Below are 20863 nucleotides of genomic sequence, written 5' to 3' on the forward strand. Positions count from 1 at the left end.
GGGATTCCACCCATCGTATAGTGGACGGTGGGTGGGACCGGGATCGGCTGCCGGGTCACGTCGACGCCCGCGAAAGTCATCGCGCTTTCGCTGATTCCGGGAAGCCGCTCGGCGAGGATCTTGGGGTCGAGATGGTCGAGATGGAGCTCGATATGATCCTTGTGCTCGCCAACCCCGCGGCCTTCGCGGATTTCCATCGCCATTGATCGCGACACGACGTCGCGGCTGGCGAGGTCCTTGGCGCTCGGCGCATAGCGCTCCATGAAGCGCTCGCCCTCCGAGTTGGTCAGATAGCCGCCCTCGCCGCGCGCGCCCTCGGTGATCAGCACGCCCGCGCCGTAAATCCCCGTGGGGTGGAACTGGACGAACTCCATGTCCTGCAGCGGCAGGCCCGCGCGCAGCACCATGCCGCCGCCGTCTCCGGTACAGGTGTGGGCCGAGGTGGCGCTCAGGTAGGCCCGACCGTAACCGCCGGTGGCCAGCACCACCGCGTGGCCACGGAAGAAATGCATGGTGCCTTCGTTCATGTCCAGCGCCAGCACGCCGCGGCACACGCCCTCGGCGTCGAACACCAGGTCGATCGCGAAGTACTCCACGAAGAAGGTCGCATCGTGCGCAAGCGCCTGCTGGTACAGGGTGTGCAGGATCGCGTGGCCGGTGCGGTCGGCGGCCGCGCCGGTGCGCTGCGCCGTGCCCTTGCCGTAGTGCGTGGTCATGCCGCCGAACGGACGCTGGTAGATCCGGCCGTCCTCGGTGCGCGAGAACGGCACGCCGTAATGCTCGAGCTCGATCACCGCTTCGGGCGCGTGCTTGCACATGTACTCGATCGCGTCCTGGTCGCCGAGCCAGTCGCCGCCCTTCACGGTGTCGTAGAAGTGGAAGCGCCAGTTGTCCTCGCTCATGTTGCCGAGCGCGGCGGCGATGCCGCCCTGCGCCGCCACGGTGTGCGAGCGGGTTGGAAAGACCTTGGTGACGCAGGCGACGTTCAGTCCCGCCTCGGCGCAGCCGACGACGGCGCGAAGTCCCGAACCGCCTGCGCCGACGACGACGACGTCAAAGGTGTGATCGACGATCGCATAGGCCCGACCGCCCACCGACACATTTGATGCAGGACCCTTTGCAATCATCGATTAAGCCTTCTCGAATCTCATTTGCGCCGCGCGCGGCGTAGCTGCGTCGTTACAAGACGGGATCATCGAGATCAAAGCAGCGATGTCGCGCGGCTTCCTGCTCTCGCCTGTCACGTCGACGTCCGTCGATCGCATCGTCCGACTACTTCGGCGCGGCGATAAGGAGGATCGCGAGGACCCAGATCGCTGCGATGACGCGCGACGCCCAAGTGTTGGCGACGATCGCCTGCGCCTTCAACACTTTGTCGTGCACGTAATCTTCGATGATGTCGTCCATGCCGCGTCGCGCATGGATCATGCCGATGACGCCGAACGCAAGAAGCACGAGCGCGGGAATCGGTCTGCCGATTTCGGCGCGCACGCCCTCGAGCGGCTTGCCGGCAAGTCCGAGAATCCACCAGGCGCTCAACATCCCAAGCGGGACCAGCGCATAAGACGTCAGCCGCATGAAGCGTGCATGGGGCGAACCGCTATGGTCGGAGACATAGGCGTCGCCGGGTCCGGTTCGACCGCTCTTGAATCTTGTCGCAACCGTCATGAGTTCGCTCCGCTCAGCTCGCCAGCGTCTTGAAAATGAAGACGAGCAGCGTCAGCAGGACGCCGCCGACGAGCGTCCCCTGCGCCAGCAGTTCCCGCCCCTTGGCGTCCATGTAAAGGCCGCGATCCCAGAGCGCGTGACGCACGCCGCCGAGCAGATGATGAAAAATCGCCCAAACCACCATCAGCACCAGCAGATTGCCGATGAAGCCCGACGCGATCCAGGAAACGGCGGAGAAGGCGCCGCCGCCGATCGCAGCGCCGAGCAGGAACAGCGCCAGAAGCGCCATGCCGACGTAAAGCCCCGCGCCGGTGATTCGATGCGCGATCGACATCATCATCGTCAGGATGGGCTTGAAGATCGTCAGATGCGGCGACAGCGGCCGCCGCGCGGCGAGCCTGTCTGTGTCGGCGTCGGCCATATAGAACCCTCTCGCGTGCGGCCGATTTCTTTCTCGGAACGCTTCCAAGCAGATAATTCAATTGTTGCGGCGCCGCAACCAAAAGCGATCGAACAGGCGCGCCGCAAAACGCAAAAGCCCCGTCTCCGGGGCTCTTGCCGCGCGCGTTCATAGCATTTGGATTCAGTAGTTCGCCATGGCCGGTCCGGGAGGCGCAAGCAGCCAGTTGAAGCGGTAGTTGAGGCCGGCGCGCACAGTATTGATATGCGCGCGCTGCTGGGTTTCGACGATGAAGGGCGCAACGTAGATCGCGTCGTAATTCGCGCCAATGTTTGTATAGAGATATTCGACCTTCGCCGACCAGTTCGGCAGGAAAGCGTATTCGAGCCCGCCGCCTGCCGTCCAACCGGTTCCCGTGCGGGCCTGAGAGCCAAGCCACCCGTAGTTGAGACTCAGGTCGCCATAGGCGAAGCCGCCCGTGCCGTAAAGCAGCAGCTGCGCGTTCAGCATCGACACGCCCGCCCGCCCGCGCACCGTGCCGAACCAGTCGACGCTGCGCGTCACGCCCCACCCCTGATCGCCGCCGCCGACGCTCGATCCTTGAAAATCCGTTTCGAGGCCGACGACGAAGAGCGGCGTGACCTGATAATTATAGCCTATCTGGGCGCCGCCAATGACGCCGCCGGTATTCGACTGGCTCGAAGGCGCCAGCCAATGGCCATAGTCGTCTCGATCGAGCCAGCCGCCGCCAAGATTGAGACCGGCGTAGATTCCGGTCCAGGTGAAGACCGGCGGGGGCGGAAGATAGGCCGGCGGCGGCTCACTGCGCGAAGGCAGGTCTGCGGCCGAGGCCGACAGAGCGGCCAGGGACGCCGCGACGGCGAAGCCGAAAGCTCGTTTTTTCATTAGAACCTCGATGATGCGTTCCTTGAAACGCCAGCGCCCCCACCGGTTTGAAATGAATGATCAACAATGGCGCAATTGCGAACTTTTATCGTTCATTTTCAATGCTTAATCGACATGCTTAGCCATCCGTTAACCGGCCTGAATTCTGCCGTGAAGTTCTTAACGCGCCCGCTCAAACCGGCCTGTGAGGCCGCCCGATCCGACTGCCGCCCGCCGCGAATCCGGCGAGCGCCAGCGACGCGCAAAGCGCGCCCGCCCAGAAGGCGGCCTGGGGACCAAAGGCGTCCCAGAGCGCTCCGGCGCCGGCGCTCGCGGCGAGCAGCGCCACGCCGCTCGCCAAGTTGAACACCCCAAAGGCCGAGCCGCGTAACGCCGCCGGCGCGACGTCGGCGACGAGCGTGGAGAGGAGACCTTGGGTGAGGCCCATATGCAGGCCCCAAAGCGCCACGCCCAGCCAAACGAGCGGCATATGATCGGCGACCGCCAAGGCGGCGTCGGCGGCGATCAGCGCGACAAGGCCCGCCATCAGCGGCGTCTTGCGGTCGCCGCGATCGGAGAAGGCGCCGACGGGATAGGAGGCGCCGGCGTAGACGACATTCATCGCGACGAGCGCCAGCGGCGCGAGCGCCTCGGGCAATCCCACGTCGCGCGCCTTCAGAATGAGGAATGCTTCCGAGAAACGCGCCAAACTGAAGACGACGCCGATCGCCACAACGATCCAGAAGGGGCCGCCGAGCCGGCGAACTTCGTCGATGTGCAGCGGAAAACGCGCCGGCCGCGGCGGCCGCGACGATTGCGGCTCGCGCACGCCGAGCGCCAGCACCACAACGGCGAGAGCCGCTGGAATCGTCGCGATCCAGAACACGAAAGGGATGCTGTTGGCCGAGAACCACATCGCGGCCACAGCGACGGCCGGCCCGAGAAAGGCGCCGATCGTGTCGAGCGACTGGCGAAGCCCGAAGGCCGCGCCGCGAACGGAGGCCGGCGCGATATCGGCGACAAGCGCGTCGCGCGGCGCCCCGCGTATGCCCTTGCCGACGCGATCGAGGAAGCGGGCGGCCATGATCCAGGCGACATTCGGCGCAAGCGGAAACATCGGCTTGGTCAGCGCGGCAAGCCCATAGCCGATGATCGCCAGCTGCTTGCGCCGTCCGAACCAGTCCGACAGCGCGCCCGAAAAAATCTTGACGACCGAGGCGGTCGCCTCGGCGACGCCTTCGATGACGCCGACTTCGGCCATCGAGGCGCCCATCGCGCCGACGAGATAGATCGGCAGCAGCGCATGGATCATCTCGGAAGAAAAATCCATGAGCAGCGACACGAGTCCGAGCGCCCAGACGCCGGACGGTATGGCGCGCAGACGGGAATGGCTGCTGGCGTCGTTCATCAACTTAGAAGGCTCGCGCGACACCCTCTCCCAAAGGGAGAGGGTCGGTCCGAAGGACCGGGGTGAGGGGTTACGATTTCGCCGCTTCAGGCGCAAGGAATCAGCTGCGGCTGCGCCAAAATGAGGGCGGGGAACCCCTCACCCGGCTGCTCCGCAGCCACCCTCTCCCACAGGGAGAGGGTTGGCGCACACGTCACGACAGCGAACACTACGCCTTCAGCGCCTGCGCCAGTCGCGCGATCCCGGTCTCGATCTCTTTTTCGGTGAGCGCGACGAAGCCCAGCATCAGCAGCCGATCGCCGCCGTTGACGTCGTCGAAGCGCAGCGCCGAGCCCGTCGCCAGCGAACAGACGCCAACGCCTGCGGCGACGCCTCTCTTCTCCACCTCGGCGGCGTCCGGAAAACCTTCCGGCAGCTTCCAGACGAGATGCATGCCGGCCTGGTCGCCGTAGATCTCGCAAGCGCCAAAATGATTCCGCAGCGCGCCCAGCAGCGCGTCGCGCCGATCGCGATAGAGCTGGCGGATGCGCCGCAAATGGCGCCCGAATTCGCCGCTCGACATGAAATCCGCCATCGCCGCCTGTTCCAGCCAGCTTTGGCCGTTGTTCATCAGCATTTTCATGCGCCGCCCGGCTTCGGCGAGACGGCGGGGCAGCACGACATAGCCGAGGCGCAGTCCGGGTCCCATGCACTTGGAGAAGGTGCCGAGGTAGATGACGCGCTCGTTGCGATCGAGCCCCTTCAGCGCCGTCAGCGGCGAACCGATAAAACGGAAGTCGCTGTCATAGTCGTCTTCCATAATGTAGGCGTCGTATTGCGTCGCCCAGGCGAGAAGCTCGAGCCGCCGCTGCAGGCTCATGGTCACGCCGATCGGATATTGATGCGACGGCGTCACATAGGCGACGGCGCCCCTGGTTTTCGGCAGTCGCGACACGTCGAGCCCGTCCTGGTCCACGGGCACCGGATGAAGCGTCGCCCCAAGGCTTTCGAGCACGAAGGCGGCGCCCTGATAGCAGGGCGACTCGACGACGGCGGTGGACCCGGGCGTCACGAGCAGGCGGCCGACGAGATTGAAGCCGTCCTGGCAGCCGCCGACGATGACGATCTGCTCCGGATCGGCGACGACGCCGCGCGCCGGCGCAAGATGTTTGGCGATCGCGCGCCGCAGCTCCATCAATCCGGCGGGATCGTTATAGCTCGTCAGATTGGCGCCGACCGCCTTCAGCCGATTCTTGATGTGGTGCGACCAGGCCTTGAGTGGAAAGGATCGCGCGTCCGGCCGGCCCACCCAGAAGTCGGCGGCGAGACGACGGCGCTCCGGGTCGGCGAGGCGATGGGTGCGCAACGCGCCGCAGGGCGGCGGAACGTCGATCGTGGCGCCCTGCTCTTCCGTCTGCGGCGTGCGCTGATCGGCCGACAGAAACGCCGTATCCGGCAGATCCGGCGAAACGAAGGTGCCCACATATGGCTTCGTTCGGATGTAGCCTTCCGCGATCAGCCGCTCATAGGCCAGCACGGCCGTGTTGCGTGAGACGCCAAGCTGGCTGCTCAGCTCGCGGGTGGTCGGCATCGGATCGTCGCACTTCAGCTGACCGTTGAGGATCATCGAGCGGATCTGATCGAAGATCTGGTTCTGCAGAGTATTCTTGTCTGACTCAGCCAGAATGATCGACAGTTGCACATGCCCGCTCTTGACGATGGGCGCTGGACGATCGGTGGTCGTGAAGGTCATCGCTGCAGTCTCCCCTGGGCGCAGGCTAATGCGCTTTCAACCATGCCGCATAGGTCCACAGGTAAGGTAAGCATTGGCGCCAACTTTGGCAGGCCCGCAGGCGAGGACGCCAGCCAGAGAGGAGAACTGTTTTGATCTGGCGCCATCAGCTTGCTTGCTCCTGGCGCTTTTACTTGAACGCAGATTGGGGAAAGCTGCGACCGTCCCAATTGGAAGCGCCCTGAACATCAAGGGAGACCCAAATGCTGATTTCGAAGTCGCGCTTCATGCCCCTGGCGTTTTGGGTGGGCTTTTTGGCGTTAGGTCTTGCGACCAACGTCGGTCATGAGCAAAAGGCGCGCGGTTTCGCGCGCGACAAGCAGGAGATGAGCGTCGCCAGCGCCTCGGCCAGGCGCCTGCCGCTGCTGATCCAGGATCGCAATCAGGTCGTTCGCGATTGAGCGCGCGGACATATTTGCTCCTCTGCGCCGCGCGAGCGGCGTTTTTTTTGCGTGGAATTCTTAAGGTTTGCGCAACGGAACGAGGCGGTTCAGCACGGTAATGGACAAGAAGCCGCCGACCCAGGCGCCCACCGCCGCGAACGCCACATAGGCCCAGTTCGACGTATAGCTGATCACCGCAAAGGCCGAGAGCAGATACCAGATGCTGCTCCAGCTCGCGGCGGCGACGCGCCGACGCTCCGATACGGCGGCGTTGAAGAACACATAGACCGCGTCGGTAATGGCGGTCGAGGCGGCGACGCCAATCCCAATCAGCGGGTCAATCGCAGGCAGGTCCATGGTCTCCTCCGCTTTCGCCCGGTCAGGGCGGATGGGAGCAGCTATGGACGCCGCGATGGAACGAGGCAATCGAGATGGCGAACGCGCCTTGGCCGCAAGCATTTATTCAGCGCCGCCGTCCTGGGAGGGCGCCTTTCCACACGCCCAAACGCATGTCTTCGCGGATCTGCCATCGCAAAACGGTTGATAAAGGACATAGTACCAGACCGAGTAAGGGATCGGACCGTCGGGCTGCGTCGGGGCGCTCCCCGGCATGCGAAGAATAGGGAAACAGTTTTTGGGCGCCTTTGCTTGATCTTTCGACTGGGCCGCGCCGGCGGCAAGGGTGAGGCCAAGCAGGGTAAGGAGGAGATACTTCAACATACGCTGGCCCTGCATCTTTAACCGAAGCAAGACGCCAGATGGCGCGCGACTATGCTCGGGCAAGCGACCAGCTACAGTTTCACGCGCATGTCGGGAGCGACGACGGTTGCGCCAAGGTTTCCAGGCTTTGCGGCGATGGGCGAACCGAAATGGGCCGCTTGGATGGTGGGCGCGACAGGGATTGAACCTGTGACCCCTACGATGTCAACGTAGTGCTCTCCCGCTGAGCTACGCGCCCCAAGCCCGTGGGCCGGAGCGCCCGTCTATACTGACGTACGCGGCGACGCGCAAGCGGGCTTTGCCTGCGACATTGGGAATCAGCTTGACCGCAAGCCACGGAAAGAATTGACGTTCCGTAAAGGACGCGGGCTTCTTGTGCAAAAGTTTTGTGACGTTGGGCGATTTCGAGTCTTGCGGCGCGCCTGCTTTGTGGCAAACTTAACGCCGCTCCCGCTTGTCGAGCGGAGAGAAGTTAAGGAGGTTTCGCATGTCCTTGCAGGGCCATATCGTCGAACTCCAGCGCCGCCATGACGCGCTCAAAAAAGAGATCGAGCAGGAACAGCTGCATCCCCAAACGGACGAATTGAAGATCCTGGAACTCAAGCGCAAAAAGCTGCAGATCAAGGACGAGCTCGCCAAATTGTCGATTAGCGAAACGCGACATTAGCGTTTCCCTTCGCTCACTTTCTGCATCACGCCATGGGCGGAGAGAGATCTCCGCCTTATTTTTTTGGGCATTCGCGCCGCGGCGCGCGATTTGCGAGACCCGGTCCTTATGCCCGTTACCGAGCTTTATCGCCCCGAGACGTTACACGAAGGTCTGGGCGAGCCCTTCTTCGACCGCGTCGAACCCGCCACCTTCCCCGAACATCGACTCCGCTACCGCAATCAGCGCTGGGCGGCGCGGGTCGGACTCGACGGGCTGAGCGATGCGGAGTGGATCGAGCATTTGGGGCGTTTTTCGCCGCTCCCCGGCGGGTTGGCGCATCCACTGGCGCTGCGCTATCACGGCCATCAATTCCGCGTGTACAACTCGGATCTCGGCGATGGTCGCGGCTTCCTCTTCGCGCAGCTGCGCGACGCCAAGGACGGCCGCCTGCTCGATCTCGGCACCAAGGGCAGCGGCCAGACTCCCTGGTCGCGGCGCGGCGACGGCAGGCTGACGCTCAAGGGCGGCGTGCGGGAGATTCTGGCGACGGAGATGCTGGAGGCGCTCGGCGTCGACACTTCCAAGACCTTCAGCCTGATCGAAACGGGCGAGGCGCTGATGCGCGGCGACGAACCGTCGCCGACGCGCTCCAGCGTGCTGGTGCGCCTGTCGCATTCGCATATTCGCATCGGAACGTTTCAGCGCCTCGCCTTCCATGACGACGCCGCGGCGATCGAGAGGCTGCTCGACCACGTCTGCCGCTACTATTTTCCCGCGATCGCCGATCTGCCGGCGCCGGAGAGGGCCCTCGCCTTTCTCGAAGAGGTCGTGGCGCGGGTCGCCCGGCTTGGCGCCGGCTATATGGCGTCAGGCTTCGTTCATGGCGTGCTGAATTCCGACAATATCAACGTCACCGGCGAGAGCTTCGACTATGGCCCATGGCGCTTTGCACCGGTCTACGACCCGACCTTCACCGCCGCCTATTTCGACGAAAGTGGGCTTTACGCCTTTGGCCGTCAGCCCGGCGCGCTGGGCTGGAATCTGTCCCGTCTGGCCGAATGTCTGATCCCCCTCATCGGGCTAAAGACCGCCGAAAAGGTTCTGGCGACCTTTCCCACGCGTATCCAGCAGGAATTTCGGGCGGCGCTGCTCAGTCGGCTCGGACTCGCCTCGGCCGGCGAGGAAGCCGACGCTGCGCTGGCGAAGGCCTTCGTCGATTTTCTGACAATGACGCACGCGCCCTTTGAACGGACCTTCTTCGACTGGCGCGGCGGCATGGCGTCCGCCGGGCGCGCCAAACACAGTCCGTCCGCGGCGCATTACGAAGCGGAGGCTTTCGCGCCGCTGCGCGGCGCTTTGGCCGAACATCAGCCGGCGCCGACGGCGCGCCTGGATCACCCCTATTTCCAGCGCTCGGCGCCCTGTACGATGCTGATCGACGAGGTCGAGGCGCTTTGGACGGCGATCGCCGAGCGCGACGACTGGGCGCCGCTCTACGCCAAGATCGCTGCAATCGACGAGATGCGGAGCGCCTATGAATGACGACAGAGCAATTCGCTTGAACGCGCCATGGCTGCGGCGCGATAATTGCGCTCTAGAGCCATCGATTCCCCAGCGTTCAATGGCGCTCAACGGCGGCTGTCAATGAACGACACGAGCGAGATCGACATGAGCGCGACCCGCGCAGAAGTCGCGCGGCTTCGGCTGGAGCATCACGATCTGGAGACCGCGATCGACGCGTTGCTGGCGGTCGGCGTCGCCGATCAGCTGCAGATTCAGCGGCTGAAGAAACGCAAGCTGCTGCTGCGCGACCGCATCGCCTATCTCGAAGACCAGCTCACGCCCGATATCATCGCTTAAGCTGAGTTGGCTTCGTCCCTCCCGCCGCTCGATGGTCGATCGCCGCTTATGGCCGCCCCGCCACGAAGCCGAGGGCGCGGAGCAGCAGCGGCATGGTGAGGCCCTGAACCACAATCGAGAAGCCGACCACGGCGAAAGTGATGGCGAGTATCTCGTCGCGTTGCGGTAGATCGCCCGGAAGCGACAGCGCCAGGGCGAGCGCAAGCGCGCCGCGCAAGCCGCCCCACCAGAGAACATGCTGCTCGCGAAACGAGATCTTCCATCGCGAAACGAAAAACAACGAACTCAACGGATAGACGACGATGGCGCGCGCGCAAAGCACCGTAGCGATCCCCACGCCCAGCGCCGTCGCGCCAACGGCGCCGAACGGAGTCGACGCCACATCCGCGCCAATCATGAGAAACACCATGGAATTGGCCAGGAAAGCTGCGAAATCCCAAAAGGACAGAACGAATTCGCGCCCCTTGAGGCTGATGTAGCCGCCTTCCTGCTCGCTCAACAGGCCCAGATTGCCCATGACGAGACCGGCCGTCACCGTCGCCAGCACGCCGGAGACATGGAAATATTCGGCGACCAGAAACGAGCCGAATGCGGCGATGGTCGTCAGCGCCGCTTCGATGAGATGTTCCGAGGTGCGCAGCGAGGCGAGGATGGCGGCCCCGCCGAACAAGGCCCCGACAACGACGCCGCCGAACACGACTTTCACGAGAGTCAAGGCGGTCGCCGCGGCGCTCTGGTCTGCGCCGCCGCTTTGCACGAAGGCGAGCGCCATGACGAAGAGCACCGCCGCAGCGCCGTCGTTGAGCAGGCTTTCGCTTTCGACCAGCAGCCGCATGCGGCCTTTGATCCGGTTGTCCTTGAACATCGCAATGATCGCGACCGGATCCGTCGCCGCGATCAGCGCGCCAAACAGCATCGCCGAGAAGAGAGGCCAGTGGAGCAACGTCGTCATCGACGCCGTGACAACGGCTGCGGAAACGACCGTTCCGATTCCCGCGAGCGCGAGCAAAGGCAGCGAATCGCGCACCAGTTCGCGCCAGGACAGGGTCAGCGCCGCCTCGAACAGCAGCGGCGGCAAGACGAGGTCGAAAATCAGATCATGAGTCAGATGCGGCGCGAAGTCTGCGCCCGACAAAGCGACGGCGGCGCCGACAAGAACCAGTCCGACCGTATAGGGCAGTCTGATCTGACGCGCAGCGATTGCGACGATCATCGCCACGGCCAGCACCGCGACCGCTTGCCTCAGACCTTCATCCATGTCGTGTCTACTCCGATCAAAGAAAATCTTGCAGGGTTGTTTAGCCGCGCGCCGCCCGCTCGCGAAGCGAAATCGGTCCGCGATCGACGGCGATCGCGCGCTTGCCTATCGGGAAGCCATCGTCTATGCCGCATGGCTTCCCTTTGCGAAGGAAGCCAGAGTGGGGAAGTCGAAACCGCCGGTCGCCGTCATCATGGGGTCGCAATCCGACTGGGCGACGATGCGCCACGCGGTGGAAACTCTCGCGGCGCTCGAGATCGGCTACGACGCGCGCATCGTTTCGGCCCATCGCACGCCCGATCGACTGGCGGCCTTCGCGAAGGGCGCCGAATCGGAAGGCTTTCAGGTCATCATCGCCGGGGCTGGCGGCGCCGCGCATCTGCCGGGCATGACCGCCGCGATGACGCCGCTGCCGGTTCTCGGCGTGCCCGTCGAATCAGAAGCGCTGAAAGGCCTCGATTCGCTGCTCTCGATCGTCCAGATGCCGGGCGGCGTGCCTGTGGGAACCCTCGCCATCGGCAAGGCCGGCGCGATCAACGCCGCGCTGCTCGCCGCCGCAATTCTTGCCCTCGCCGACAAGGCGCTCGCCGCGCGACTCGCGGACTATCGTGCGCATCAGACGGACAATGTAGCGGCGACGCCGCGCGACGGCGCTTGATGCTCGCGCCGGGCGCGACGGTCGGCATTCTCGGCGGCGGCCAGCTCGCGCGCATGCTGGCGCTGGCCGGCGCGCGGCTCGGACTGAAGGCGCATGTCTTCTCTCCTGTCACTGACGACCCCGCCTTCGACGTGTGCGCCGCCCGCACGCAAGCCGATTTTAACGACGAGGCGGCTCTCGCCGCCTTCGCCGAGACTGTCGACGTCGTCACGTATGAATTCGAGAACGTGCCCGCCCGCACGGCGCAAGTGCTCGAGGCGCATCGGCCGGTGCGGCCCAATCCGAAGGCGCTGGCGCTCACCCAGGACAGGCTGCTCGAGAAGCAGTTCGTGCGGAGCCTCGGGATCGCCACCGCCGATTTTGTCGCGGTCGACAATGCGGGCGCGCTCGCGCGCGCCGTCGCGAGGCTCGGCCGCAACTCGATCCTCAAGACGCGGCGCCTTGGCTATGACGGCAAGGGCCAGACGCAATTGCGCGACGGCGGCGACCTCGCCGTCGCCTTCCGCACGCTTGGCGGCGCGCCATGCATTCTGGAAAGCGTCGTGCCTTTCGAGAAAGAAGTGTCGGTCGTCGCCGCGCGCGGACTGCATGGTGAATTTCGCGCCTATGACGTGTCCGAAAACCTCCACGAACAACATATTCTGGCGATGACCATCGCGCCTGCCGAGATCGCCGACGAAACCGCGACACAGGCGATCGACATCGCCCGGCGTCTCGCCGAGGCCGCCGATTACGTCGGCGTGATCGCGGTCGAGATGTTTGTAGTCCACGATGGCGACCGCGAAACATTGATCGTGAATGAAATTGCGCCGCGCGTGCACAATTCCGGACATTGGACGCTCGATGGCGCGCTCACTTCGCAGTTCGAGCAGCATATGCGCGCCGTCGCCGGCTGGCCGCTCGGCGCCGCGCGCCGGCACGGTCGTCGCGTCGAGATGCGCAATCTGATCGGCGACGACGTCGACGCATGGCCGGAGCTGGCGCGTGAGGACGGCGCCTGTCTGCATCTTTACGGAAAAAAAGAGACGCGCGCGGGCCGCAAGATGGGTCATGTGACGCGCGTGTTCGACGATTAGACCAGCCAGTCCCGGGCGCTCTCGAGAATGGCTGCGACGCCCGCGTGCTTGATTTTTCTTTGCGCGGTAATCGCATAGAATCGCTCGCTGACGCCATCGAGCGTGGCGATATATTTGACGCCATATTGCTCCTCGACCTGGGCGCGGACGGCGGTCGGCGCCATGAAGACGCCGGCGCCCGCCGCCCCGAATGTCTTCAGCAGGGCGCTGTCCTCGACTTCCGCGACGATTTTCGGAAAGACACTGTTGGCGTCCAGCCATTGGTCGAGCGAACGGCGCAACGCGGTGTTCGACGTCGGCAGCAAGAGCGGCGCGCCGTCGAGACATCGCGGGAAATTCTTCCGATAGCGCTGCTGCAGTTCGAGCGTCGCAAACGCAGCCACGCCACATTCGCCGATCGGATGATTGTAGATGCGCGCATCCGCGGCGCCTGTCGCAGGCCAGTCTGAAAACACGAGATCGACTCCGTGCACTGGCAGTTCGGCCAGGAGGCGCTCGGTCTTATCCTCCTGACAGACGACTTGATTATGCGCGGCGAGAGCGGGTTCGAGCAGACGATAGATGAGGAGTTTCGGCAAGGCGTTGGACACGCCGACGCTCAGTCTGAGGCTGACTGCGCTGGCGCGGTTCTTCAAGGCGCTGCCGAGTTCGCGGCCCAGCGAAAATATTTCGTCGGCGTAATTGAACACCGTGCGTCCGGTTTCGGTCATCACCAGATTGCGGCCTTCCTTGCGGAAGAGCTGCGCGCCGATCGACGCCTCGAAAACCGCGATCTGGCCGCTGATCGTCGGCTGCGCCAATCCGAGCTTTTCGCTCGCGCGGGTGACGCCGCCCTCGCGGGCGACGTTCCAGAAGTAGAACAGGTGCTGATAGTTGAGACGTTCCATGGTTCCATAGTTTTTACCGATGTAACTAATTTATATATCCTTATTTTCAATATCAATCCCCTGCGCCATCTTTGAAGGCGTCAGCGTCGCGATTCCGAGAAGAGAAAGGCGCGCGCTTCCCATTACGAGCGGTGCGCTACTTCAACGGACCGACCGCGAGAGCGCGTAGGCAATAGGAGCTCAACAATGCAGCGGTTGGTCGAGGGCCTCCACCACTTCCAGTCGCAGGTGTTCGGCAGCCAGCGCGAATTGTTCGAACGCCTCGCTAAAGGTCAGGCGCCGGAGACGCTGTTCATCACCTGCGCCGATTCGCGCATCGACCCCTGCCTGCTCACCCAGTCGGCGCCTGGAGACCTTTTCATCCTGCGCAACGCCGGCAATCTCGTGCCGCCCTACGGCGCCGTGCGCGGCGGCGAAGCGGCGACGATCGAATTCGCGATCGCGGGCCTTGGCGTCAAGGAGATCATCGTCTGCGGCCACTCGCACTGCGGCGCGATGAAGGGCCTGCTCGATCCGCCGCCGGCCACAGCCTTTCCCGCCCTGAGCGATTGGCTGTCGCACGCCGAAGCGACGCGGCGCATCATGCACGAAAAATACGCGGACAGAACCGGGTCCGAACAGCTCAACGTCGCCATCCAGGAGAATGTGCTCGCGCAGCTCGAAAATCTGCGCACGCATCCGGTCGTCGCCTCCGCCCTCGCGCAAGACAAACTCAGGCTGCATGGCTGGGTCTACAAGATCGAGACCGGCGAAGTCTTTGTTTATGACCCGGCGACGCGCCAGTTCGCGCGCACGCCGACACCGTCGGATTTGCCCGCGTCGCAAGAGAAAGAGCGCGTCAGCGTTGACGTCTGAGCTCGCGCCGCTGCCGCGAACCTGAACCATAAAGGGATGCGAAAATGTCTTTAGAACTTAATGTCGCGCCTTCTCGCCTCTCGGCGATCAAAGACGACGTCTTCGCTTCCGTCGTCGTGCTGCTCGTCGCTCTTCCCTTGTCGATGGGTCTCGCGCTCGTCGCCGGTTTTCCCTTCGAGAACGCCGCCGCCGTCGGCCTCATCAGCGGCGTCATCGGCGGCATCGTCGTCGGCCTGCTTTCGGGCTGTCCCCTGCAAGTGAGCGGCGCGGCGAATGGCGCGGCAGTAATGGCCGCCGTGTTCATCAAGGACCTCGGCTTCGAGGTCTTCGGGCTCATCGTGATGATGTCGGGCGTGATTCAGATCGCGGCCGGCGCCCTGCGCTTCGGACCGGTGTTCCGGGCGGTCGCGCCGGCGCTGATTCAGGGCATGCTCGCCGGAATCGGCCTGCTGATCTTCGCCTCGCAATTTCACGTCATGGTCGACGACGCGCCGCCCGGGACGGGACAGGAATTCGGCGGCGTCGTCAATCTCTGGTCGCTGCCGCTCGCCGTTTGGAAGGGCGTGACGATGGAGGCGCACCAATCCGCCGCCCTGATCGGACTGCTCACGGTCGCCGTCATTCTCTCGTGGCGCCGCTGGGCCCCGAGATGGCTGTCCTTTCTCCCCGCCCCGCTCGTCGGCGTAGGCCTGGCGACGGCGGCCGCGGCGTTCTTCGCCCTCGACATCAAATATGTCCCGGCGCCGGACGATCTTTTCGCCGCCGTGAATTTGCCGACAACGCACACCCTTGGCCGAATCGGCGAGGGCGCACTGTGGGCGGCGGCGTTGTCGCTCGCCTTCGTTTCGAGCGCGGAATCGCTGCTGACGGCGACAGCGGTCGACGCGATGCAGCGACGCACGCCCCGCACCCGTTACAACAAGGAGCTTGTGGCGCAGGGCGTTGGCAATTTCCTTTGCGGAATTCTTGGCGTGCTGCCGGTCTCGGGCGTCATCGTGCGCAGTTCAGCCAATGTCACGGCGGGCGGACGCACGAGACTCTCGACCGTGCTCCACGGCCTGTGGATTCTGCTGTTCATCACGCTCGCGCCCGACGTGCTGCGCATCATCCCCGTGGCGAGCCTCGCGGCAGTGCTGGTTTACGCCGGACTCAATCTCATCGATTTCGGGTTCGCGCGCTTTTTGTGGGGTCAAGACCGCGTCGAAACCGGCATCTACGCGGCGACAATGGCCACGGTGGTCGCGACCGACGTGTTGACCGGCATCGCCGTCGGCGTTGTTCTGGCGATCGCGCGGCTCGTCTATACCTTCTCGCATCTCAACATCCGCGCCGAGCGGATCAACGGCATGACTGTGATCCATCTCGAAGGAGCCGCGACCTTTATTCGACTGCCGCAGCTCGCGGCCGCCTTTGAGTCACTACCGCACGGCGCGCGGGTGCACGTTCATCTCAATGAGCTGACTTATATTGATCACGCCTGTCTCGACTTGCTGGCGAACTGGGAACAGCAACTGCGAAACGACGGCGGCGAACTGGTGCTGGATTGGGACGCGCTGCATGGCTTGTTCCGCGAGCGTGTGCTCCCACCCTCGTCGGTCGCCGCTTGACGCTCGGGTCCGGGTCCGCGCCGTCAGCGCGCGCGACGCCTTTTAGGCGAACTCCATGATCACGGCGTCAACCGCAAGGCTGTCGCCGGCCTTGGCCAGGATCTTCTTGACGGTCACGTCGCGCTCGGCGCGCAGCACGTTCTCCATCTTCATCGCCTCGACCATGCACAAGGCTTCCCCGGCCTTGACCTCCTGGCCTTCGATCACGTCGATGGTCTTCACCAAGCCGGGCATCGGACACAACAGATGCTTGGAGGCGCCGGCGTCCTTTTTCTTCGGCATGAAGGCGACAAGTTCCGCCTCGCGCTTGGTGTAGACGCGCGCCGTGACGTCGACGCCCTGGTGCGACAACCCATAGCCGTTGAGAATTGCCCGCGCCTGCACATAGACCGTGCGGCCGTCGACATCGCCTTCGAGCACGAGTTCGCCCGGACGCCACTGGGTCGAAACGCGATGGGCGCGCTGATCGCCCTCGGCGAAACGCACGATCAACGCTTCGCCTTGCGCCTCGACGCAGACGTCGAATCTCTGCTCGCCCAGCATGCACACGCGTTCGCGCTCGAACTCGACCGGCCTTCCGCCGCGCAGCTGCCCGGAGATCTTGCGTTTGCGCTCATTGCCGATGTGGTCCATGAGCGTCGCGATCGCGGCAAGCGTGTGCGCCAGATCTCCGCGAGGCTCGGGCGACGAAAATCCTTCCGGATATTCTTCGCTGATAAAGCCCGTCGAGAGATTGCCGGAGCGCCAGCGCGGACTCTGCATGAGCGACGACAGAAACGGAATATTGTGGCGGATTCCGTCGATCACGAAGCGATCGAGCGCGTCGGCCTGCGCCACGATCGCCCGAAGGCGGTCCGGCGCATGCGTCACCAGCTTGGCGATCATCGGATCATAGTGGATCGAGATTTCGCGGCCTTCGGTGACGCCGGTGTCATTGCGCACGGTGACGCCGCTTTCGCGCTTCTCTTCCGGCGGCCGGTATTTGACCAGGCGCCCGACCGAGGGCAGGAAGTTGCGCGTGGGATCCTCGGCGTAAATACGGCTCTCGACCGCCCAGCCGTTGATCTTGACGTTTTCCTGCTTGAGTTGCAGCGGCTCGCCCGCCGCGACGCGGATCATCTGCTCGACAAGATCGACGCCGGTGATGAGCTCCGTCACCGGATGCTCGACCTGCAGGCGCGTGTTCATTTCAAGGAAGTAGAAGCTCTTGTCCTGACCGGCGACGAATTCGACCGTGCCCGCCGAATCGTAGTTCACGGCCTTGGCGAGCGCGACGGCCTGGGCGCCCATTTCGCGACGAGTCTTCTCGTCCAGCAGCGGCGACGGCGCTTCTTCAATCACCTTTTGATTGCGGCGCTGAATGGAGCATTCGCGCTCGTTCAGGTGGATGACATTGCCGTGTTTGTCGCCGAGCACCTGAATTTCGATGTGGCGCGGATTGACGATGAATTTCTCGACGAAGACGCGATCATCGCCGAAGGAAGACGCCGCCTCCGAACGCGCGCGCGTGAAGCCTTCGATCACTTCGGCGTCGGTGAAAGCGACGCGCATGCCCTTGCCGCCGCCGCCGGCCGATGCTTTGAGCATCACGGGATAGCCGATGTCCCTGGCGATCGTAACGGCCTCTTCGGCGTTCTCGATGACGCCGAGGTAGCCGGGCACGACGCTGACATTGGCGGCGGAGGCGAATTTCTTCGACTCGATCTTATCGCCCATCGCCTCGATGGCGCGAATATTGGGGCCGATGAAAACGATATTCGCCTCGGCGAGCGCATTGGCGAAGGCGGCGCGCTCGGACAGAAAACCATAGCCCGGATGCACCGCTTCGGCGCCGGTTTCCTTACAGGCGGCGACGATCTTGTCGATCAGCAGATAGGACTGGGCGGCGGGGGGCGGCCCGAGATGGACCGCCTCGTCAGCCATTTCGACATGCAGCGCGTCGGCGTCGGCGTCGGAATAGACGGCGACGGTTGAAAGTCCCATGCGCTTCGCCGTCTTAATGATGCGACAGGCGATCTCGCCGCGATTGGCGATTAGAATTTTACGAAACATGCGCGCCCCAATGCCCCAATCCCTCAAGCAATTGGCGCCGGGCGCTCAGAAAACGCGGCCGGCGCCTTCAGCGTTTAGCGCTTGGCGTCGCTCTCGTCGTCAGGCCGTCGCTCCTGAACGGCGTCGACGATTCCGAAATGCCGCGCCTCCTCCGCCGACATGAAATGATCGCGGTCGAGCGTGCGCTCGATCGTCTCATAGTCCTTGCCCGTGTGACGGACATAGATGTCATTGAGGCGCTTTTTGACTTTCAGAATGTCTTCCGCGTGGCGCTGAATGTCCGACGCCTGCCCCTGGAAGCCGCCAGACGGCTGGTGCAGCATGACGCGCGCATTCGGGAGCGCATAACGCAGGCCGTCGGCGCCCGCGGCCAGCAGAAGCGAGCCCATCGACGCCGCCTGCCCAACGCACAGCGTCGAGACCTTCGGCTTGATGAACTGAATCGTATCGTAGATGGCGAGGCCGGACGTCACCACGCCGCCCGGCGAATTGATGTAGAGCGAGATTTCCTTTTTGGGGTTCTCGGACTCTAGAAATAGCAGCTGCGCGATGATGACCGACGCCATGTGATCTTCGATCGGGCCGGTGATGAAAATGATGCGCTCGCGCAGCAGGCGGGAATAGATGTCGAAGCCGCGCTCGCCGCGCGAAGTGTTCTCGATCACCTGTGGGATGAGATATTGGCTGTAGTTTTCGATTGGATCGCGCATCGCGTATCGCCTCTGTGGTCCGGCGGAGGCTGACGCGCCTCGCCGGGAACTCTTGACCCGTCATATATCTGCGCCCGCGCCGGACGCAAAGACTCGATTGCGGCCGTCACGCCACGATCTCCGCAGCGCGCCGTGCGCATCAGCCTGGTATGCCGGATTTCCTCGCGGCGCGCCGCCGCCCGACGGGGACGACAGCCGGTCGACCGACTATTCCTCGTCTTCCTTGAACAGCTCTTCGCGGGAGACGGTCTTGTCGGCGATCTTGATCAGCTTGGCGAGGTGATCGACGACGCGCTCCTCATAGATCGGGGCGCGGAGCTGGGCGAGGGCCTGCTCATTGTTGCGGTAATAGTCCCAAACCGCCTTCTCCTGGCCTGGGAACATGCGCGCCCGCTCGACCAAAGCGTCGGTCAGATCCTTTTCGTCCACCTTCACGTCGGCGCTTTTGCCGATCTCCGCTAAAACCAGCCCCAACCGCACGCGTCGTTCGGCGATCTTGCGGAACTCGGCCTTCGTCTCTTCCTCCGTCTTGCCGTCTTCGGCGACGGGTTGGCCTGCCCGCTGGCTTTCCTGCTCGTGCTGGCCCCAGATATTGGCGAATTCCTGTTCGACAAGGCTCTCCGGCAGCTCAAAGGAATAGCGGCTGTCGAGCGCGTCGAGGAGCGCGCGCTTCATCTTTTCGCGCGAGGCCTTGTCGAAATCGGCTTCGAGGTTGCCGCGAACGGCGGTCTTCATCGCCTCGAGCGACTCGAAGCCGTATTTCTTGGCGAGCTCCTCGTCGAGCCCGAGCGTCTTGGGCGCCGAAACGGACTTGACCGTCACATCGAATTCGGCGTCCTTCCCCGCGAGCTGCTTGGCCGCATAGTCCTCGGGGAACCGGACCTTGACGACCCGCTGGTCGCCGGCGGCGGCGCCCTCGAGCTGCTCCTCGAAGCCGGGAATGAAGGTTCCCACGCCCAGCACCAGATCGACGTCCCCGCCCGCGCCGCCCTCGAAGGGCTCGCCGTCGAGCTTGCCGGTGAAATCGATCGTCAGTTTGTCGCCCTTCTCCGCCTTGGCCCCTTCTGGCCTGTCCTCGAATTCCTGAGCACGGTCGGCGAGAGACCGCAGCGCCTTCTCGATATCATCCTCCGCGACTTCGGCGACGGGGCGCTCCAGGGAGATGTCGTCAAACCCGCCGATGTCGAACTTCGGCAGCGTTTCGAACGTGACGACATAGGAGAAATCGCCCTCAGCCGTCAGCGCGCGCTCGACTTCCTCCTGCCCGCCGGGGAAATCGATCTTCGGCTCGAGCGCGATGCGCAGCTCGTTTTCCTCGACGATCTTGCGGTTGGCGTCATTGACCGCCTCCTGCAACACGTCGCTCATGATGCTCTTGCCGTAGAGCTTCTTGAGATGGCCAATCGGCGCCTTGCCGGGGCGAAATCCCTTGATCTGACTTTTCGCCTGAATCTCGCTGAGCTGAGCGGCGAGCTTGGCGGCGAGTTCGCCGGCCGGCAGGACCACCTTGTATTCCTGCTTCAAGCCCTGCGAGGAGGTCTGCGTTACTTGCATCTCGATTAGCCTTCTTAATGACTGCGACGTCGCCGGCGCGCGACGACGATTATGCGACTGCCACGGTAGGCGGCTCTGGTGCGGGCGGAGGGAGTCGAACCCCCACGACTTTCGTCACCGGAACCTAAATCCGGCGCGTCTACCAGTTCCGCCACGCCCGCGAGAGCGGCCCCACCAGGGCCCGCCGCGAAACCTATAGCCCGCTTGCGCGGGCGCCGCTCTATAGCATGGCCGGCGCGGGATGCTCGAAAAAAATACAAGAGAGAAGTTCGCCAGGTTCCCCACAATACAAGACGGCGGTTAGCGCGCTCATGTTGCCCCCCGCCCTCCCTTTGAGCCATACGGGACGTCTCATCGGACGCCGAAGGATCGTTGCTTATGCCCTCGCCCTCCCGCCGCGCCTTTCTTGCGGGCGTCGCCGCCAGCGTCACCGCCCTCACCGCACGCGCCGCGCCGCAAGCC

20 protein-coding genes and 2 tRNA genes are annotated in these 20863 nt (G+C 64.0%); 8 read left to right on the forward strand and 14 right to left on the reverse strand.

Annotation, left to right across the window (positions count from 1 at the left end; translation table 11 throughout):
* From ACR65T_RS10095 to ACR65T_RS10120, 6 genes are all read right to left on the reverse strand, one after another.
* Positions 1 to 1127: FAD-binding protein (locus ACR65T_RS10095; protein ID WP_434496362.1), on the reverse strand; the 1127-nt coding region annotated here is incomplete at its 3' end.
* Positions 1128 to 1272: 145 nt separating this feature from the next.
* Positions 1273 to 1668, reverse strand: coding sequence for a succinate dehydrogenase, hydrophobic membrane anchor protein (gene sdhD / locus ACR65T_RS10100; protein ID WP_434496363.1), 396 nt, complete (start codon positions 1666 to 1668; stop codon positions 1273 to 1275).
* A 13-nt stretch (positions 1669 to 1681) separates the two neighbouring features.
* A complete protein-coding gene (gene sdhC / locus ACR65T_RS10105) occupies positions 1682 to 2089 on the reverse strand; it encodes a succinate dehydrogenase, cytochrome b556 subunit (protein WP_434496364.1) in 408 nt (135 codons plus the stop codon).
* Between the two features lie 162 nt (positions 2090 to 2251).
* A complete protein-coding gene (locus ACR65T_RS10110) occupies positions 2252 to 2974 on the reverse strand; it encodes an outer membrane protein (RefSeq protein ID WP_434496365.1) in 723 nt (240 codons plus the stop codon).
* A 172-nt stretch (positions 2975 to 3146) separates the two neighbouring features.
* Entirely contained in the window at positions 3147 to 4361 is a 1215-nt protein-coding gene (locus ACR65T_RS10115; protein ID WP_434496366.1) for an MFS transporter, read from the reverse strand.
* A 208-nt stretch (positions 4362 to 4569) separates the two neighbouring features.
* Complete coding sequence (locus tag ACR65T_RS10120) at positions 4570 to 6093, reverse strand: PLP-dependent aminotransferase family protein (protein ID WP_434496367.1); 1524 nt, start codon at positions 6091 to 6093, stop codon at positions 4570 to 4572.
* Between the two features lie 242 nt (positions 6094 to 6335).
* On the opposite strand from ACR65T_RS10120, the gene ACR65T_RS10125 reads away from it, so the two are divergent.
* Complete coding sequence (locus ACR65T_RS10125) at positions 6336 to 6533, forward strand: hypothetical protein (RefSeq protein ID WP_434496368.1); 198 nt, start codon at positions 6336 to 6338, stop codon at positions 6531 to 6533.
* 60 nt (positions 6534 to 6593) lie between these two features.
* Here the strand turns inward: ACR65T_RS10125 and ACR65T_RS10130 are convergent, their stop codons facing one another.
* The gene (locus tag ACR65T_RS10130) at positions 6594 to 6872 is read right to left on the reverse strand and encodes a hypothetical protein (RefSeq protein ID WP_014892689.1); all 279 of its coding nucleotides are present in this window, start codon (positions 6870 to 6872) and stop codon (positions 6594 to 6596) included.
* A gap of 526 nt (positions 6873 to 7398) precedes the next feature.
* A tRNA-Val gene (locus tag ACR65T_RS10135) sits at positions 7399 to 7473 on the reverse strand.
* Between the two features lie 249 nt (positions 7474 to 7722).
* Between ACR65T_RS10135 and ACR65T_RS10140 the strand changes: the two genes are divergently transcribed.
* From ACR65T_RS10140 to ACR65T_RS10150, 3 genes are all read left to right on the forward strand, one after another.
* Complete coding sequence (locus ACR65T_RS10140) at positions 7723 to 7902, forward strand: YdcH family protein (RefSeq protein WP_123175439.1); 180 nt, start codon at positions 7723 to 7725, stop codon at positions 7900 to 7902.
* Between the two features lie 108 nt (positions 7903 to 8010).
* On the forward strand, positions 8011 to 9426 hold the full coding sequence (locus tag ACR65T_RS10145; RefSeq protein WP_434496369.1) for a protein adenylyltransferase SelO: 1416 nt from the start codon (positions 8011 to 8013) through the stop codon (positions 9424 to 9426).
* Positions 9427 to 9528: 102 nt separating this feature from the next.
* Positions 9529 to 9744, forward strand: coding sequence for a YdcH family protein (locus ACR65T_RS10150; protein WP_029651219.1), 216 nt, complete (start codon positions 9529 to 9531; stop codon positions 9742 to 9744).
* A gap of 46 nt (positions 9745 to 9790) precedes the next feature.
* On the opposite strand, the gene ACR65T_RS10155 is transcribed toward ACR65T_RS10150, so the two are convergent.
* On the reverse strand, positions 9791 to 11002 hold the full coding sequence (locus tag ACR65T_RS10155) for a cation:proton antiporter (protein ID WP_434496370.1): 1212 nt from the start codon (positions 11000 to 11002) through the stop codon (positions 9791 to 9793).
* Positions 11003 to 11195: 193 nt separating this feature from the next.
* Between ACR65T_RS10155 and purE the strand changes: the two genes are divergently transcribed.
* Positions 11196 to 11660, forward strand: coding sequence for a 5-(carboxyamino)imidazole ribonucleotide mutase (purE, locus tag ACR65T_RS10160; RefSeq protein WP_434496377.1), 465 nt, complete (start codon positions 11196 to 11198; stop codon positions 11658 to 11660).
* Positions 11660 to 12736: a 5-(carboxyamino)imidazole ribonucleotide synthase gene (locus ACR65T_RS10165; protein ID WP_434496371.1), complete on the forward strand. Its 1077-nt coding sequence runs from the start codon at positions 11660 to 11662 to the stop codon at positions 12734 to 12736. The genes purE and ACR65T_RS10165 overlap by 1 nt, the downstream gene beginning before the upstream one ends.
* On the opposite strand, the gene nhaR is transcribed toward ACR65T_RS10165, so the two are convergent.
* Positions 12733 to 13623: a transcriptional activator NhaR gene (gene nhaR / locus ACR65T_RS10170; RefSeq protein WP_434496372.1), complete on the reverse strand. Its 891-nt coding sequence runs from the start codon at positions 13621 to 13623 to the stop codon at positions 12733 to 12735. The two genes, ACR65T_RS10165 and nhaR, sit on opposite strands and share 4 nt — an antisense overlap.
* A 186-nt stretch (positions 13624 to 13809) precedes the next feature.
* Here nhaR and ACR65T_RS10175 point away from each other — a divergent pair, with 186 nt between their 5' ends.
* Together ACR65T_RS10175 and ACR65T_RS10180 are read left to right on the forward strand one after the other, a co-directional pair.
* Positions 13810 to 14478, forward strand: a complete 669-nt coding sequence (locus ACR65T_RS10175) for a carbonic anhydrase (RefSeq protein WP_434496373.1) — start codon at positions 13810 to 13812, stop codon at positions 14476 to 14478.
* A 44-nt stretch (positions 14479 to 14522) separates the two neighbouring features.
* Positions 14523 to 16085: a SulP family inorganic anion transporter gene (locus ACR65T_RS10180; RefSeq protein WP_434496374.1), complete on the forward strand. Its 1563-nt coding sequence runs from the start codon at positions 14523 to 14525 to the stop codon at positions 16083 to 16085.
* 42 nt (positions 16086 to 16127) lie between these two features.
* On the opposite strand, the gene ACR65T_RS10185 is transcribed toward ACR65T_RS10180, so the two are convergent.
* The 4 genes from ACR65T_RS10185 to ACR65T_RS10200 form a co-directional block, all read right to left on the reverse strand.
* Positions 16128 to 18137, reverse strand: a complete 2010-nt coding sequence (locus tag ACR65T_RS10185; protein WP_434496375.1) for an acetyl-CoA carboxylase biotin carboxylase subunit — start codon at positions 18135 to 18137, stop codon at positions 16128 to 16130.
* A 74-nt stretch (positions 18138 to 18211) separates the two neighbouring features.
* Positions 18212 to 18847: an ATP-dependent Clp protease proteolytic subunit gene (locus tag ACR65T_RS10190; protein ID WP_434492053.1), complete on the reverse strand. Its 636-nt coding sequence runs from the start codon at positions 18845 to 18847 to the stop codon at positions 18212 to 18214.
* Between the two features lie 207 nt (positions 18848 to 19054).
* Positions 19055 to 20401 carry a trigger factor gene (gene tig, locus ACR65T_RS10195; protein ID WP_434496376.1) on the reverse strand — a complete coding sequence of 449 codons (1347 nt, stop codon included), beginning with the start codon at positions 20399 to 20401 and terminating at the stop codon, positions 19055 to 19057.
* 76 nt (positions 20402 to 20477) lie between these two features.
* A tRNA-Leu gene (locus tag ACR65T_RS10200) sits at positions 20478 to 20562 on the reverse strand.
* Positions 20563 to 20863: the final 301 nt, after the last annotated feature.

The organism is Methylocystis sp. (assembly GCF_051061285.1).
In the GTDB taxonomy this organism is placed as follows: Bacteria; Pseudomonadota; Alphaproteobacteria; order Rhizobiales; family Beijerinckiaceae; genus Methylocystis.

Coding starts and splice junctions, on each gene's coding strand:
- sdhD (WP_434496363.1), bottom strand. CDS start 1,668: ATGACGGTTGCGACAAGATTCAAGAGCGGTCGAACCGGACCCGGCGAC.
- sdhC (WP_434496364.1), bottom strand. CDS start 2,089: ATGGCCGACGCCGACACAGACAGGCTCGCCGCGCGGCGGCCGCTGTCG.
- ACR65T_RS10110 (WP_434496365.1), bottom strand. CDS start 2,974: ATGAAAAAACGAGCTTTCGGCTTCGCCGTCGCGGCGTCCCTGGCCGCT.
- ACR65T_RS10115 (WP_434496366.1), bottom strand. CDS start 4,361: ATGAACGACGCCAGCAGCCATTCCCGTCTGCGCGCCATACCGTCCGGC.
- ACR65T_RS10120 (WP_434496367.1), bottom strand. CDS start 6,093: ATGACCTTCACGACCACCGATCGTCCAGCGCCCATCGTCAAGAGCGGG.
- ACR65T_RS10125 (WP_434496368.1), top strand. CDS start 6,336: ATGCTGATTTCGAAGTCGCGCTTCATGCCCCTGGCGTTTTGGGTGGGC.
- ACR65T_RS10130 (WP_014892689.1), bottom strand. CDS start 6,872: ATGGACCTGCCTGCGATTGACCCGCTGATTGGGATTGGCGTCGCCGCC.
- ACR65T_RS10140 (WP_123175439.1), top strand. CDS start 7,723: ATGTCCTTGCAGGGCCATATCGTCGAACTCCAGCGCCGCCATGACGCG.
- ACR65T_RS10145 (WP_434496369.1), top strand. CDS start 8,011: ATGCCCGTTACCGAGCTTTATCGCCCCGAGACGTTACACGAAGGTCTG.
- ACR65T_RS10150 (WP_029651219.1), top strand. CDS start 9,529: ATGAACGACACGAGCGAGATCGACATGAGCGCGACCCGCGCAGAAGTC.
- ACR65T_RS10155 (WP_434496370.1), bottom strand. CDS start 11,002: ATGGATGAAGGTCTGAGGCAAGCGGTCGCGGTGCTGGCCGTGGCGATG.
- purE (WP_434496377.1), top strand. CDS start 11,196: ATGGGGTCGCAATCCGACTGGGCGACGATGCGCCACGCGGTGGAAACT.
- ACR65T_RS10165 (WP_434496371.1), top strand. CDS start 11,660: ATGCTCGCGCCGGGCGCGACGGTCGGCATTCTCGGCGGCGGCCAGCTC.
- nhaR (WP_434496372.1), bottom strand. CDS start 13,623: ATGGAACGTCTCAACTATCAGCACCTGTTCTACTTCTGGAACGTCGCC.
- ACR65T_RS10175 (WP_434496373.1), top strand. CDS start 13,810: ATGCAGCGGTTGGTCGAGGGCCTCCACCACTTCCAGTCGCAGGTGTTC.
- ACR65T_RS10180 (WP_434496374.1), top strand. CDS start 14,523: ATGTCTTTAGAACTTAATGTCGCGCCTTCTCGCCTCTCGGCGATCAAA.
- ACR65T_RS10185 (WP_434496375.1), bottom strand. CDS start 18,137: ATGTTTCGTAAAATTCTAATCGCCAATCGCGGCGAGATCGCCTGTCGC.
- ACR65T_RS10190 (WP_434492053.1), bottom strand. CDS start 18,847: ATGCGCGATCCAATCGAAAACTACAGCCAATATCTCATCCCACAGGTG.
- tig (WP_434496376.1), bottom strand. CDS start 20,401: ATGCAAGTAACGCAGACCTCCTCGCAGGGCTTGAAGCAGGAATACAAG.